This is a genomic window from Streptomyces sp. B21-105, from assembly GCF_036898465.1.
Classification (GTDB): domain Bacteria; phylum Actinomycetota; class Actinomycetes; order Streptomycetales; family Streptomycetaceae; genus Streptomyces.
Map to the genome: position 1 here is coordinate 3,573,281 of NZ_JARUMJ010000001.1, position 13,843 is coordinate 3,587,123.

The following is a 13,843-nucleotide window of genomic DNA, read 5'->3' on the forward strand; positions in this document are numbered from 1 at the left end:
GACCTCGATCGCTCAACTTAGGTTAGGCTAACCTAAGTTGAATCCTCGATTCCGCCCCTTCGCCGTCCACCCGCGGACCCCGCCCCGTCCCCACCCCCGGAGGACCCCACCATGCGCTCGCACCTGCTCAATGACACGACCGCTGAGCGGTACCGCCGCTCCGTGACCGAAGGAGTCGAGCGGGTCGCCGCCAAACTGGCCACCATCCAGCGGCCGTTCACCGGCATCACGGTCGACGACCTCGCGCCCCGCATCGACGCCGTCGACCTCGACCGGCCCCTGGGCGACACCACCGCCGTACTCGACGAGCTGGAGGAGGTGTACCTCCGTGACGCGGTCTACTTCCACCACCCGCGCTACCTCGCCCACCTCAACTGCCCGGTCGTGATCCCCGCCGTGCTGGGCGAGGCGGTCCTGTCCGCCGTCAACTCCTCCCTGGACACCTGGGACCAGTCGGCGGGCGGCACCCTCATCGAGCGCAAGCTGATCGACTGGACGACCGCCCGCATCGGCCTCGGGCCCGCCGCCGACGGCGTGTTCACCTCCGGCGGCAGCCAGTCCAACCTCCAGGCACTGCTGCTCGCCCGCGAGGAGGCGAAGTCGGACTCCCCGGCGAGACTGCGCGTCTTCGCCTCCGACGTCGGCCACTTCAGCGTGAAGAAGTCCGCGAAGCTCCTGGGCCTCGAGCCGGACGCCGTGGTCTCCGTCCCCGTCGACCACGACAAGCGCATGCAGACGGTCGCGCTCGCCCGCGAGCTGGAGCGCTGCGAGCGGGCCGGACTCGTCCCGATGGCTGTCGTCGCCACCGCCGGCACCACCGACTTCGGCTCGATCGACCCGCTGCCCGAGATCGCCGAGCTGTGCCGGCAGTTCGGCGCGTGGATGCACGTCGACGCCGCGTACGGCTGCGGGCTGCTCGCCTCCGTGAAGCACCGGAACCGCATCGACGGCATCGAGCGCGCCGACTCCGTCACCGTCGACTACCACAAGTCCTTCTTCCAGCCCGTGAGTTCGTCCGCCGTGCTGGTGCGGGACGCGGCCACGCTGCGCCACGCCACCTACCACGCCGAGTACCTCAACCCGCGCCGCATGGTGGACGAGCGCATCCCCAACCAGGTCGACAAGTCCCTGCAGACCACCCGCCGGTTCGACGCGCTCAAGCTGTGGATGACCCTGCGGACCATGGGCGCCGACGGCATCGGCCGGCTCTTCGACGAGGTCTGCGACCTGGCCGCCGAAGGCTTCGACCTGCTGGCCGCCGACCCGCGCTACGACGTCGTGGTCCAGCCGTCGCTCTCCACCCTCGTCTTCCGCTACATCCCCGCCGCCGTCACCGACCCGGCCGCGATCGACCGGGCCAACCTGTACGCCCGCAAGGCCCTGTTCGCCTCCGGTGACGCCGTGGTCGCGGGCACCAAGGTCGGCGCCCGCAACTACCTGAAGTTCACCCTGCTCAACCCCGAGACGACGACCGACGACATCGGGGCCGTCCTCGACCTGATCGCCGGCCACGCCGAGCAGTACCTGGGAGACTCCCTTGACCGCGCTTCCTGAGCCCGAGCCCGCGCCCGTGACCCAGATCCACGACTTCGTGGGCATCGGGCTCGGCCCGTTCAACCTCGGCCTCGCCTGTCTGACCGAGCCGATCGACGCGCTCGACGGCGTCTTCCTGGAGTCCAAGCCGCACTTCGAGTGGCACTCCGGGATGTTCCTGGACGGCGCCCACCTGCAGACCCCGTTCATGTCGGACCTGGTCACGCTGGCCGACCCGACCTCCCCGTTCTCCTTCCTCAACTACCTGAAGGAGAAGGGCCGGCTCTACTCGTTCTACATCCGCGAGAACTTCTACCCGCTGCGCGTCGAGTACGACGACTACTGCCGCTGGGCCGCCGACCAGCTGAGCAGCGTGCGGTTCTCCACGACCGTCGCCGAGGTGACCTACGAGGACGAGCTGTACGTCGTACGGACGACCGCCGGCGAGGAGTTCCGCGCCCGTCACCTCGTCCTCGGCACCGGCACGCCGCCGTACGTCCCGGAGGTCTGCGCGGGACTGGGCGGCGACTTCACGCACAACTCACGCTATCTCCAGCACAGGGCGGAGCTGCAGAAGAAGGAGTCGATCACGCTCGTCGGCTCCGGCCAGTCGGCCGCCGAGATCTACTACGACCTGCTCAGCGAGATCGACGTCCACGGCTACCGGCTCAACTGGGTGACCCGCTCGCCGCGCTTCTTCCCGCTCGAGTACACCAAGCTCACCCTGGAGATGACCTCCCCCGAGTACGCCGACTACTTCCGCGAGCTGCCGGAGCAGACCCGCTACCGGCTCACGGCCGAGCAGAAGGGCCTCTTCAAGGGCATCGCCGGCGACCTCGTCGACGAGATCTTCGACCTGCTCTACCAGAAGAACCTCGGCGGCCCCGTCCCCACCCGGCTGCTCACCAACTCCTCGCTCACCGGGGCGTCCTACGCCGACGGCGCCTACACGCTGTCCTTCCGCCAGGAGGAGCAGGGCAAGGACTTCGAGCTGACCTCCCAGGGGCTCGTCCTCGCCACCGGCTACCGGTACGCCGAGCCGGAGTTCCTCGCGCCCGTCCGGGACCGGCTGCGCTACGACTCCCGGGGCAACTTCGACATCGGCCGCAACTACGCCGTCGACGTCACCGGCCGGGGCGTGTTCCTGCAGAACGCGGGCGTGCACACGCACAGCGTCACCTCGCCCGACCTCGGCATGGGCGCCTACCGCAACAGCTACCTCATCCGCGAGCTGCTCGGCAGCGAGTACTACCCCGTCGAGAAGACCATCGCGTTCCAGGAGTTCGGCGCATGAACACCGTCACCGGCACCGCCACGGCCCGCGCCACGGCCGCCTCCGCCGACACGGACGCCACCCCCACGGCCGCCGTCGGTCCGCTCTCCTTCCGTCCTCTCGACCCCCTCCGGGACGCCGGGCTGCTGCACCGCTGGGTCACGCACCCCAAAGCCGCGTACTGGATGATGCGGGAGGCGCGACTCGTCGACGTCGAGCGGGCTTACATGGAGATCGCGGCCGACGAGCACCACCACGCGCTGCTCGGCCTGCACGACGGCGAGCCCGCGTTCCTCATGGAGTACTACGACCCCCGCCACCGCGAGCTGGTCGGCCTGTACGAGCCGCAGCCCGGTGACGTCGGCATGCACTTCCTGGTCGCCCCCACCGACCGGCCCGTGCACGGGTTCACGCGCGCCGTCATCACCGCCGTCATGGCCCGTCTCTTCGAGGACCCGGCCGTCGCCCGCGTCGTCGTCGAACCGGACGTGTCCAACGAGGCCGTGCACGCGCTGAACGAGGCCGTCGGGTTCGTGGCCGAGCGGGAGATCCAGAAGCCGGAGAAGCCGGCGCTGCTCAGCTTCTGCACCCGCGAGCAGTTCGCCGCGGCCACGGGGGTGACGGCATGAGCCTCGCCGACGCCGTGTCCCACCTCTCCCCCGAACGCTGGGCTCAGGCCAACCGCCTGCTGGTCCGCAAGGCCCTCGCGGAGTTCGCGCACGAGCGCCTGATCACCCCCGACCTGATCACCCCCGAGAAGCAGGACGGCCGGTACGTCGTCCGAGGCGACGACGGGCTGACGGCCTACCGCTTCACCGCCGTCCGCCGCGCCCTGGACCACTGGCAGGTGGACGCCGGCTCGATCACCCGCACCCGCGACGGGGCCGAACTCCCGCTGGAGGCGTTGGACTTCTTCATCGAGCTGCAGAAGACGCTGGGCCTCAGCGACGCGATCCTGCCGGTCTACCTGGAGGAGATCTCCTCCACCCTCTCCTCCACCTGCTTCAAGCTGACCAAGCCGCAGGTCACGTCGGCGGAACTGGTCAGGAGCGGCTTCCAGGCCATCGAGACCGGGATGACGGAGGGACACCCCTGCTTCGTCGCCAACAACGGGCGGCTCGGCTTCGGCGTCCACGAGTACCTGTCGTACGCCCCGGAGACGGCGAGCCCGGTCCGGCTGGTGTGGCTGGCGGCCCACCGCTCACGGGCCGCGTTCACGGCCGGCGTCGGGATCTCGTACGAGTCGTTCGTGCGCGAGGAACTGGGCGAGGAGACGGTCGAGCGGTTCGACGGGATCCTGCGCGAGCGGAACCTCGACCCGTCGGACCACCTCCTCATCCCCGTCCACCCCTGGCAGTGGTGGAACAAGCTCTCCGTCACCTTCGCGGCCGAGATCGCCCGCGGGAACCTGGTGTGCCTCGGCGAGGGCGACGACGAATACCTGGCGCAGCAGTCCATCCGGACGTTCTTCAACCGCTCCCACCCCGAGAAGCACTACGTGAAGACGGCCCTGTCCGTGCTGAACATGGGCTTCATGCGGGGACTGTCGGCCGCCTACATGGAGGCGACGCCGGCCATCAACGACTGGCTGGCCCAGCTCATCGACAACGACCCGGTGCTGAAGGCGAGCGGCCTGTCGATCATCCGGGAGCGGGCCGCCGTCGGCTACCGGCACCTGGAGTACGAGGCCGCCACTGACCGCCACTCGCCTTACCGCAAGATGCTGGCCGCGCTGTGGCGCGAGAGCCCCGTGACCTCCCTCCGGGACGGCGAGTCGCTCGCGACCATGGCCGCTCTGGTCCACGTCGACCACGAGGGCAGGTCGGCGGCGGGCGCGCTGGTCGAGCAGTCCGGCCTGCGCCCCACCGCATGGCTGCGCGCCTACCTGGAGGCGTACTACACGCCGTTGCTGCACTGTTTCTACGCCTACGACCTGGTGTTCATGCCGCACGGCGAGAACACGATCCTGGTGCTGAAGGACGGGGTGGTGCAGCGGGCGGTCTACAAGGACATCGCCGAGGAGATCGCCGTCCTGGACCCGGACGCGGTGCTGCCGCCCGAGGTCCGGCGCATCCGCGTCGAGGTGCCCGACGACACGAAGCTGCTGTCCGTTTTCACCGACGTCTTCGACTGTTTCTTCCGTTTCCTCGCCGCCGGCCTGGCCGACGAGGGAATCCTGGAGGAGGACGGCTTCTGGCGCACGGTCGCCGAGGTCACCCGCGCCTACCAGGAGGCACACCCCGAACTGGCCGACCGGTTCCGCCAGTACGACCTGTTCGCCCCCGAGTTCGCCCTGTCCTGCCTCAACCGGCTCCAACTGCGCGACAACAGGCAGATGGTGGACCTGGCGGACCCGGCGGGCGCCCTCCAGCTGATCGGCACCCTGGAAAATCCCGTCGCGGGGTTCTGATCGGGCGCGCGGGCGCCCCCGGGTACGGTCCCCGGGGGCGCCCGTCGCCGCGTTTGGAAGAATCCCCCCATGGCGGAAATCATCCAGCGCGACGGAACATGGGTCTTCGACGGCGACGCCCTGCGGCTGACCCCGGGCCGGGACAAGAACGTCAGCCTGCTCCGCCGGACGCTGGGCGAACTCACCGTTCCCCTGGGCGCGTTGGCCGGCGTCTCGTTCGAGCAGGGCAAGAAGACCGGACGGCTCAGGCTTCGGCTGCGCGACGGCGCGGACCCCCTGCTGCACGCGACCGGCGGCCGGCTGACCGAACCGCACGACCCCTACCAGCTGACCGTCGAGTCCGACCGGTACGGCGTCGCCGAATACCTCGTGGACGAGGTGCGCCGGGCGCTGCTGCTCGACGGGGTCCCGGCCGGCCCGGTCCACGCCTATCTACTGCCCGGCCCCTCCGTGCCCCTGTCGGTCTCCGCCGGGGACGGCACCGCGGGCTTCGACGGTGAGCGGGTGCGCCTGGAGTGGAACTGGAAGACGGAGGAGTCCAAGTCCTCGGGCGGCGCCCGCAGTATCGGCGTCGCCGAGATCGAGGGCGTGGAGTGGCAGCCCGCGGTCGGTCTCGAGAACGGTTGCCTGCGTTTCCGGCTGCGGCACGCGCCGACGAAGGCGCCGGCCAAGTACGACCCCAACGCCGTGGAACTGTGGGGGTTCAAGAAGGACCCCCTGATGGCGCTCGTCGCCGCTGCCGTGCAGGCCCGGCTGCCCCACCCGGCCGCCGCCCCCGAGAACGCGCTGCCGCCGTCCACATCGTCCATGTCCTCCACGTCGTCGGCGTCGTCCGTGTCGTCCGTGTCGTCCGCGCCGGGCCTGCCGCCGGGGGCCGTGCCCTCGCCCGCGCCCGGCCCGGACCACGACGCCCTGCTGCGCCGACTGCGCGAGCTCGGCGAGCTGCACCGCGACGGCGTGCTGACGGACGACGAGTTCGCGCTGGCCAAGCAGGCGGTCCTGCACCGCATGTGACGCTCATAACACATCCCACGTTCCGCCAGGGGCTCCTCGCCCCACACCTGCCCGAAACCGGGCAGGTTTCTTGCGAAACCGGCTCTGGTACCCCAGGATCTACCGGGTGCACGACGAACTTGTTGATCACCTGACGCGTTCCACGCCCCTCCAGCGGGGCGAGGCGCTGCGGGTGATCCAGGATGTGCTCGCCTACTTCGACGAGACGACCGAGAACTACGTCCGTCGCCGCCACCGCGAGCTCCAGGCCCAGGGTCTGGTGAACGCGGAGATCTTCGGACAGATCGAGGCGGACCTGAAATACCGGGCGGTCGCACCGCCGGAGCTCTCGCTCCGACAGCTGCGGCGCATCGTCTACGGCTGATCGAAAGCTTGGGGATACCCTTATATGTGCGGAATCGTCGGATACATCGGCAAGCGCGACGTCGCGCCCCTGCTGCTGGAGGGACTGCAGCGCCTGGAGTACCGCGGGTACGACTCGGCGGGCATCGTCGTCACCTCCCCGAAGACGGCCGGCCTGAAGATGGTCAAGGCCAAGGGCCGGGTCCGTGACCTGGAGGCCAAGGTCCCGGCGCGCTTCAAGGGCACGACCGGCATCGCGCACACCCGCTGGGCCACCCACGGCGCCCCGTCCGACGTGAACGCCCACCCGCACATGTCGGCCGACCTCAAGGTCGCCGTCGTCCACAACGGCATCGTGGACAACGCCTCCGACCTGCGCAGGAAGCTCGAGGCCGACGGCGTCGAGTTCCTCTCCGAGACGGACACCGAGGTGCTCGTCCACCTCATCGCCCGCTCCCAGGCCGACAAGCTCGAGGACAAGGTCCGCGAGGCGCTGCGCGTGGTCGAGGGCACCTACGGCATCGCCGTCATGCACGCCGACTTCAACGACCGCATCGTCGTGGCCCGCAACGGCTCGCCGGTCGTCCTCGGCATCGGCGAGAAGGAGATGTTCGTCGCCTCGGACATCGCCGCGCTGGTCGCCCACACCCGTCAGATAGTCACCCTCGACGACGGCGAGATGGCCACCCTCAAGGCCGACGACTTCCGCACGTACACCACCGAGGGCACCCGCACCACGGCCGAGCCGACGACCGTCGAGTGGGAGGCCGCCTCCTACGACATGGGCGGCCACGACACCTACATGCACAAGGAGATCCACGAGCAGGCCGACGCCGTGGACCGCGTGCTGCGCGGCCGCATCGACGACCGCTTCTCCACCGTGCACCTCGGCGGCCTCAACCTGGACGCCCGCGAGGCTCGCCAGATCCGCCGCGTCAAGATCCTCGGCTGCGGCACCTCGTACCACGCGGGCATGATCGGCGCCCAGATGATCGAGGAGCTGGCCCGCATCCCCGCGGACGCCGAGCCCGCCTCCGAGTTCCGCTACCGCAACGCGGTCGTGGACCCCGACACCCTGTACATCGCCGTCTCGCAGTCCGGTGAGACGTACGACGTGCTGGCCGCCGTGCAGGAACTGAAGCGCAAGGGCGCCCGGGTGCTGGGCATGGTCAACGTGGTCGGCTCGGCGATCGCCCGCGAGGCGGACGGCGGCGTGTACGTGCACGCGGGCCCCGAGGTCTGCGTCGTCTCGACGAAGTGCTTCACCAACACCACCGTGGCGTTCGCGCTGCTCGCCCTGCACCTGGGCCGCACCCGCGACCTGTCGGTGCGCGACGGCAAGCGGATCATCGAGGGGCTGCGCAAGCTGCCGGGCCAGATCGCGGAGATCCTCTCCCAGGAGGAGGAGATCAAGAAGCTGGCCGAGGAGTTCGCCGAGGCCCGCTCGATGCTCTTCATCGGCCGCGTCCGGGGCTACCCGGTGGCCCGTGAGGCCTCCCTGAAGCTGAAGGAGGTCTCGTACATCCACGCCGAGGCCTACCCGGCCTCCGAGCTCAAGCACGGCCCGCTGGCCCTCATCGAGCCCGCCCTGCCGACGGTCGCGATCGTCCCGAACGACGACCTGCTGGAGAAGAACCGCGCGGCACTGGAGGAGATCAAGGCCCGCAGCGGCCGGATCCTCGCGGTGGCCCACGAGTGCCAGGAGAAGGCCGACCAGACGATCGTCGTCCCGAAGAACGAGGACGAGCTCGACCCGATCCTGATGGGCATCCCGCTCCAGCTCCTCGCCTACTACACGGCGAAGGCGCTCGGCCGGGACATCGACAAGCCCCGCAACCTCGCCAAGTCGGTGACGGTCGAGTAGCCGAGCCGAACCCGACCACGAACCCGGACACGAACCCGGGCCCGGACCCCGAGCGGCCCCCCGCGTGCGCCACCTGCACGCGGGGGGCCGTTCTCGCGCCGGGGACGCCCGCATCCCCGGCGCCGGCTGCCGGTCAGCCCGCGGCCGTCACTCCGGGGCGGGCAGCGCGTCGGGAGAACGCGGTGGGCCAGTGGGCCAGCGCCGCCGTCGCCGCGTACCAGGCGACCGCGCCCGCCGCGACGGCGAACCAGCCGCCCGCCTTGGTGAGACCGTCGCTGTCGGCGAACCGGGCGACGGCCATCAGCACCAGCCCGGCGCAGAACAACCCGTAGGCGCCCTGGCCGAGTTGGTCGCCGCCGGCGAGGGTCAGCGAGAGCGCCACGAGGGCGAACAGGAGCAGGAAGAGCCCCGCCGCGTTGTCGGAGATCTGGGTTCCGGCGGAGACGGCCCAGGTGAACCAGAAGGCGCCGAGGACGGTGTAGGCGGTGCCGGTGGCCGAGTCACGGTCCCGGAGGGCGAACAGGCCGGCGACGAACAGTGCGACGCCGCCGATGTAGTGGGCGATCGATACGGCGTCCGCAGCCGTCACACCGTCGATGAGGTCGGTGTACCCGAGGCCGAAGGCCAACAGGGTGACACCCAGGGCGAGTCGGCCGGCGATCGTGGTGGTGCTGCTTCCCGCAGAGACGTCGTTGTCCACGGCGGGGCTCCCTTCAGGCATGTGCAGTTGTGTGAGCGATATATGCCCTTCACAAAGGCACAAACACCCCTACGCGTCAGTAGTTTCGCGCTGCGCGACACAAGGGGCGGGGGTACGGCCGGGGGTACCCACATCTCATCTCACCTGGGAGAAGGGCGAGTTACGGAATGACAACGACGGGTCGCTTCGCCCGCTTCGCGAGCCGCCCCGCGACGGAGCCGAAGATCCGCCCGACGAGGCCGTGCGTCGAGCCGACGACGATCGCGTCGGCCTCGTACTCCCGCCCCACCTCTTCGAGTTCGTGGCAGATGTCACCGCCGCGCTCGACCAGGATCCACGGCACCTCGGCGAGGTAGTCCGCGCACGCCAACTCCAGACCGAGCACCTCGGTGCGATGGTCCGGCACGTCGACGAAGACCGGCGGCTCACAGCCGGCCCACACCGTGGTGGGCAGCCGGTTGGCGACATGGACGATGATCAGCCCCGAGCCGGAGCGATGCGCCATGCCGATGGCGTACGCGAGAGCGCGCTCGCTGGACGTGGAGCCGTCGAAGCCGACGACCACGCCGTGCTTGAAGGCGGGATCGCAGGAATGACGTGCTTGTTCCGCCGCCAGGGGCTCGGCCGCCGTGGGATCGGCGACGGGCCGCTTACGGTCCGCTGGTTCGAAGAATTCGTGACCGGCCATGGCTGTCTCGGCGTATCGATCCTTATACGGGTGCGACGGCGGTGAGCGGCGGAGCTGTCCGGGAACGGTCTTCCCAACCCCGTACCCCCAAGGGTACGGCGGCACGCCTCCTGGGCCCAGAGCCCGCACACCCTCGGTGGGGGTTCCAGGGAGCATGCACGAGCGGACGCCCGTAACGCAATGGTTGCTGCCCCGTACAGGCGGTTTGCACAGAGTTCGCTCGCACCGGACGCGCCGCGGCAGTGACCGACGGCTCGAGCAGGCGTTGAACCCCTTGCACCGCCGCCCGCCCCACCGCCACCCGCCCCACCAACACCGGCCCCACGACCGGCCGCCCGCCCCACGACCGGCCGCCCGCCCGCCGCCGGCCACCCACGACCCGATCACCCGCCCGCCCCGCCTCCGACCGCCCCTCGTCCCGCTCTCCAGTCACGCCACCGCCGACCGCCAGTCACCCCGCCGCAGCCACCCCGCCGCCAGTCGCCAGTAGCCCGTCGCCCCGCCGTCCGGGAAGGAGCCCGCCCCGTGCCGTCGCCCCGCGTCCGCCCCGAGAACCGCCCCGGCGACGACCGGACCACCGACCTGATCCGCTGGGCGGCCTTCACCTGCGTCCTCGTCCCGGTGATCCTTCTCTGGTACGGGACGTCACTGGCCGGCACGACCGGAACCGCCGTCGGCCTCGCCGCCGTCACGGCCGTCTGCCGGCTGCTGCTGCGCCGGTCGGAGCGGTATCCGGCCCGGTCGCTCGCCGAGGAACAGGCGCCGCAGGCACACCACCGCGGGCGCCGCCAGCGGGCCGGATCGGGGTCGCACCGTGGCGGTCGTCACTCCGGGGGAAACTCACCGGTCGGTTGACCGGTTTTCACACATGGACCCGATTCTTTTCAGCCAACTTCCGGTCCGTGCGCTTCTCTTGCCGTAACTACCCCCCACCCCCCGTTCCACCTGCACGGAAAGGGTCTTCGGGGCCCTGCGCACCCTACGGGGATTGGCCACCACACCGAGGCGCACTTCCCTGCACGGCCCACGAGTGCAACGCTTCGTGATCGAATGCTTCACGCCAAGTTGCCATGTCGACAATCCGCCGGGTGGTGAACTGGCCACGCCGGCATTGTGCGACACGTTAGATTCGATCTTGACTGTCTACGGCGGGGGACTCGTGCAGGACCGAGGGGAAACGTGCAGGAGCGACAAGCCCGACAAGTTAGGGGCGCCGCGACCACCGAGGGGGGCTTAGCAGGATGAGCCACGACTCCACTGCCGCGCCGGAAGCCGCGGCCCGGAAGCTCTCCGGGCGACGCCGCAAGGAGATCGTCGCGGTGCTGCTGTTCAGCGGCGGCCCCATTTTCGAGAGTTCCATTCCGCTGTCGGTGTTCGGGATTGACCGCCAGGACGCCGGCGTGCCGCGCTACCGCTTGCTGGTGTGCGGCGGCGAAGAAGGCCCGCTGCGGACCACAGGGGGCCTGGAACTCACCGCGCCACACGGCCTGGAGGCGATCGCGCGGGCGGGCACGGTCGTCGTGCCGGCCTGGCGTTCGATCACCTCGCCGCCGCCGGAGGACGCGCTCGACGCACTGCGCCGGGCGCACGAAGAGGGCGCCCGCATCGTGGGCCTGTGCACCGGCGCGTTCGTGCTGGCCGCGGCAGGCCTACTGGACGGCCGGCCGGCGACCACCCACTGGATGTACGCGCCGACGCTGGCCAAGCGCTATCCGTCGGTGCACGTCGATCCACGAGAACTCTTCGTGGACGACGGCGACGTGCTGACGAGCGCCGGCACCGCGGCCGGAATCGACCTCTGTCTGCACATCGTGCGGACGGATCACGGCAACGAGGCGGCCGGCGCGCTGGCCCGTCGCCTGGTCGTCCCGCCGCGCCGATCGGGCGGTCAGGAGCGCTATCTCGACCGGTCTTTACCCGAGGAGATCGGCGCCGACCCGCTGGCCGAGGTCGTCGCCTGGGCGCTGGAGCACCTCCACGAGCAGTTCGACGTGGAGACGCTGGCGGCACGCGCCTACATGAGCCGCCGCACCTTCGACCGCCGTTTCCGGTCGCTGACCGGCAGCGCGCCGCTGCAGTGGCTGATCACCCAGCGGGTGCTGCAGGCGCAGCGGCTGCTGGAGACCTCGGACTTCTCGGTGGACGAGGTCGCGGGCCGGTGCGGCTTCCGCTCACCGGTGGCTCTGCGCGGGCACTTCCGCCGTCAGCTCGGCTCGTCGCCCGCGGCGTACCGGGCGGCCTACCGGGCGCGCAGGCCGCAGACCGAACGCTCGCCGGACAGCGAGCCGCCGCCGCCACCGCCGCCTTTGCCGTCGTCGTACCCGGAGACGCCCGGCCCGGTGCCGCCGCAGGTCCGGCGCACGGCCGCGGCGACGGCCGGCCCGGTGGGCGCGTCGGCGTCGCTGCCGTCCGAGCACGCCCGCGACTCCTATCTGGCGTCGCGCGCGAGCCTTCCGGGGCAGCGCAGCGGTCTGTGACCGGATGACAGCAGTGTGTGGACGCCGGACGGGCATCTCGCCCCGTCCGGCGTCCGCGTCCACGGCCGGCGAGCCCCGGGCCTGCCGCGGACGCATCAAAAGCCGACGTCAGCTTTAGGGTGGGTCGCATGAACGATCGCATGGTGTGGATCGACTGCGAGATGACCGGCCTCTCGCTGTCGGACGACGCTCTCATCGAGGTTGCCGCCCTCGTCACCGACTCCGAGCTGAACATCCTCGGCGACGGCGTGGACATCGTCATCCGGCCGCCGGCCAAGGCGCTGGAGACGATGCCGGAGGTGGTGCGTCAGATGCACACCGCGTCCGGACTGCTCGACGAGCTGGCGGGCGGCACGACGCTCGCCGTTGCCGAGGAGCAGGTGCTGGCGTACGTCCGCGAGCACGTGAAGGAGCCGGGCAAGGCGCCCCTGTGCGGGAACTCCGTCGGCACGGACCGCGGATTCCTGGCCCGGGACATGACGGCCCTCGAGGGCTACCTGCACTACCGGATCGTGGACGTCTCCTCCATCAAGGAGCTCGCCCGGCGCTGGTACCCGCGGGCGTACTTCAACAGCCCCCCGAAGAACGGCAACCACCGCGCCCTCGCCGACATCCGCGAGTCCATCGCGGAACTGCGGTACTACCGCGAAGCGGTCTTCGTGCCGCAGCCCGGGCCCGACTCCGACACCGCGAAGTCGATCGCCGCGAAGCACGTCCTGCCCGCCCCGTAGAAAGCCGTGCGCGAGCACCCCTGCGGACCCTGTACACTTTTTCTCGGCCGGTAGGGAGACCACAAAGTCAACTGCCGGACGTGGTGGGTGTAGCTCAGCTGGTAGAGCACCTGGTTGTGGTCCAGGATGCCGCGGGTTCGAGTCCCGTCACTCACCCTGAGTCATCAGCCGGTGACTTCCCGTAAGGGAGGTCACCGGCTGATGTGTTTCCCGGGAGCAGCCTCATGTGCCCAACCTTCCGCCCCGAGCCGATCCGCACCGCCCGGCTCGATCTCCTCCCGCTGCGCGTCGAGCACGCGGCCCGTATGGCGGTCGTCCTCGCCGATTCCGCCCTGCACACCTTCATCGGCGGCGCGCCCAGCACGCCCGAGGAGCTCCGCGCCCGTTACGAGCGCCTCGTCGCCGGCTCCCCCGACCCGTCCGTCTCCTGGTGCAACTGGGTGCTGCGGACACGGGACGACGGCCACAGCGGCGGCGACGGCAGCCTCGCCGGGACGGTCCAGGCGACGGTGACCGGCCAAGGGGCGGTGACCGGTTGGACCGAGGCCGAGATCGCCTGGGTCGTGGGCGTCCCCTGGCAGGGGCGCGGCCTCGCCTCCGAGGCGGCCCGCGGACTCGTCGGATGGCTGCGGGAGAAGGACGTGCGGACGGTCGTCGCCCATGTCCACCCCGACCACCGGGCCTCCGCCGCGGTGGCCGCCGCGGCCGGGCTCTCCCCCACACGGGAGGAGCAGGACGGCGAGATCAGGTGGCGTTCCGAAAGCCCCGGGCAGGCCTGACGTCCCCGGGCCCCGGCCCCCGTAACCCGTTC

13 protein-coding genes and 1 tRNA gene are annotated in these 13,843 nt (G+C 70.5%); 12 read left to right on the forward strand and 2 right to left on the reverse strand.

Translation table 11 applies throughout. From position 1 onward, the window contains the following. The first annotated feature begins 111 nt into the window (after nucleotides 1-111). The 7 genes from desA (at nucleotide 112) to glmS (ending at nucleotide 8,436) form a co-directional block, all read left to right on the forward strand. Complete coding sequence (gene desA, locus QA802_RS16055) at nucleotides 112-1,554, forward strand: lysine decarboxylase DesA (RefSeq protein ID WP_334522810.1); 1,443 nt, start codon at nucleotides 112-114, stop codon at nucleotides 1,552-1,554. Then, nucleotides 1,538-2,827, forward strand: coding sequence for a lysine N(6)-hydroxylase/L-ornithine N(5)-oxygenase family protein (locus QA802_RS16060; RefSeq protein ID WP_334522813.1), 1,290 nt, complete (start codon nucleotides 1,538-1,540; stop codon nucleotides 2,825-2,827). The genes desA and QA802_RS16060 overlap by 17 nt, the downstream gene beginning before the upstream one ends. Then, on the forward strand, nucleotides 2,824-3,435 hold the full coding sequence (locus QA802_RS16065; RefSeq protein ID WP_334522816.1) for a GNAT family N-acetyltransferase: 612 nt from the start codon (nucleotides 2,824-2,826) through the stop codon (nucleotides 3,433-3,435). Before QA802_RS16060 ends, QA802_RS16065 begins: the two co-directional genes overlap by 4 nt. Further along, the gene (locus tag QA802_RS16070; protein WP_334522819.1) at nucleotides 3,432-5,216 is read left to right on the forward strand and encodes an IucA/IucC family protein; all 1,785 of its coding nucleotides are present in this window, start codon (nucleotides 3,432-3,434) and stop codon (nucleotides 5,214-5,216) included. Before QA802_RS16065 ends, QA802_RS16070 begins: the two co-directional genes overlap by 4 nt. Before the next feature lie 69 nt (nucleotides 5,217-5,285). Beyond that, nucleotides 5,286-6,230, forward strand: coding sequence for a DUF4429 domain-containing protein (locus QA802_RS16075; protein WP_334522822.1), 945 nt, complete (start codon nucleotides 5,286-5,288; stop codon nucleotides 6,228-6,230). 106 nt (nucleotides 6,231-6,336) lie between these two features. Next, nucleotides 6,337-6,594, forward strand: coding sequence for a hypothetical protein (locus tag QA802_RS16080; RefSeq protein ID WP_057574519.1), 258 nt, complete (start codon nucleotides 6,337-6,339; stop codon nucleotides 6,592-6,594). Between the two features lie 24 nt (nucleotides 6,595-6,618). Beyond that, nucleotides 6,619-8,436, forward strand: a complete 1,818-nt coding sequence (glmS, locus tag QA802_RS16085) for a glutamine--fructose-6-phosphate transaminase (isomerizing) (RefSeq protein WP_334522825.1) — start codon at nucleotides 6,619-6,621, stop codon at nucleotides 8,434-8,436. Nucleotides 8,437-8,569: 133 nt separating this feature from the next. Here glmS and QA802_RS16090 read toward each other — a convergent pair whose 3' ends face one another. Then, nucleotides 8,570-9,136 carry a GPR1/FUN34/YaaH family transporter gene (locus QA802_RS16090; RefSeq protein ID WP_334522828.1) on the reverse strand — a complete coding sequence of 189 codons (567 nt, stop codon included), beginning with the start codon at nucleotides 9,134-9,136 and terminating at the stop codon, nucleotides 8,570-8,572. A gap of 160 nt (nucleotides 9,137-9,296) precedes the next feature. Further along, nucleotides 9,297-9,824 carry a universal stress protein gene (locus QA802_RS16095; protein ID WP_334522831.1) on the reverse strand — a complete coding sequence of 176 codons (528 nt, stop codon included), beginning with the start codon at nucleotides 9,822-9,824 and terminating at the stop codon, nucleotides 9,297-9,299. Between the two features lie 525 nt (nucleotides 9,825-10,349). Here QA802_RS16095 and QA802_RS16100 point away from each other — a divergent pair. From QA802_RS16100 to QA802_RS16120, 5 genes are all read left to right on the forward strand, one after another. Further along, nucleotides 10,350-10,679, forward strand: a complete 330-nt coding sequence (locus tag QA802_RS16100) for a hypothetical protein (protein WP_334522834.1) — start codon at nucleotides 10,350-10,352, stop codon at nucleotides 10,677-10,679. Between the two features lie 386 nt (nucleotides 10,680-11,065). Then, the gene (locus QA802_RS16105; RefSeq protein WP_334522837.1) at nucleotides 11,066-12,301 is read left to right on the forward strand and encodes a helix-turn-helix domain-containing protein; all 1,236 of its coding nucleotides are present in this window, start codon (nucleotides 11,066-11,068) and stop codon (nucleotides 12,299-12,301) included. A gap of 128 nt (nucleotides 12,302-12,429) precedes the next feature. Continuing rightward, nucleotides 12,430-13,032 (forward strand): oligoribonuclease, encoded by a 603-nt coding sequence (gene orn, locus QA802_RS16110; RefSeq protein WP_334522840.1) that lies wholly within the window; start codon nucleotides 12,430-12,432, stop codon nucleotides 13,030-13,032. A gap of 83 nt (nucleotides 13,033-13,115) precedes the next feature. After that, nucleotides 13,116-13,188 (forward strand) — tRNA-His (locus tag QA802_RS16115). Between the two features lie 68 nt (nucleotides 13,189-13,256). Beyond that, complete coding sequence (locus tag QA802_RS16120; protein WP_334522843.1) at nucleotides 13,257-13,811, forward strand: GNAT family N-acetyltransferase; 555 nt, start codon at nucleotides 13,257-13,259, stop codon at nucleotides 13,809-13,811. The last annotated feature ends 32 nt before the right edge of the window (nucleotides 13,812-13,843 follow it).

Bases quoted from the DNA above. Each gene is read 5' to 3' on its own strand.
- QA802_RS16075 (WP_334522822.1), top strand. From the start codon at position 5,286: ATGGCGGAAATCATCCAGCGCGACGGAACATGGGTCTTCGACGGCGAC.
- QA802_RS16095 (WP_334522831.1), bottom strand. From the start codon at position 9,824: ATGGCCGGTCACGAATTCTTCGAACCAGCGGACCGTAAGCGGCCCGTC.
- QA802_RS16120 (WP_334522843.1), top strand. From the start codon at position 13,257: ATGTGCCCAACCTTCCGCCCCGAGCCGATCCGCACCGCCCGGCTCGAT.
- QA802_RS16070 (WP_334522819.1), top strand. From the start codon at position 3,432: ATGAGCCTCGCCGACGCCGTGTCCCACCTCTCCCCCGAACGCTGGGCT.
- desA (WP_334522810.1), top strand. From the start codon at position 112: ATGCGCTCGCACCTGCTCAATGACACGACCGCTGAGCGGTACCGCCGC.
- orn (WP_334522840.1), top strand. From the start codon at position 12,430: ATGAACGATCGCATGGTGTGGATCGACTGCGAGATGACCGGCCTCTCG.
- QA802_RS16065 (WP_334522816.1), top strand. From the start codon at position 2,824: ATGAACACCGTCACCGGCACCGCCACGGCCCGCGCCACGGCCGCCTCC.
- QA802_RS16105 (WP_334522837.1), top strand. From the start codon at position 11,066: ATGAGCCACGACTCCACTGCCGCGCCGGAAGCCGCGGCCCGGAAGCTC.
- glmS (WP_334522825.1), top strand. From the start codon at position 6,619: ATGTGCGGAATCGTCGGATACATCGGCAAGCGCGACGTCGCGCCCCTG.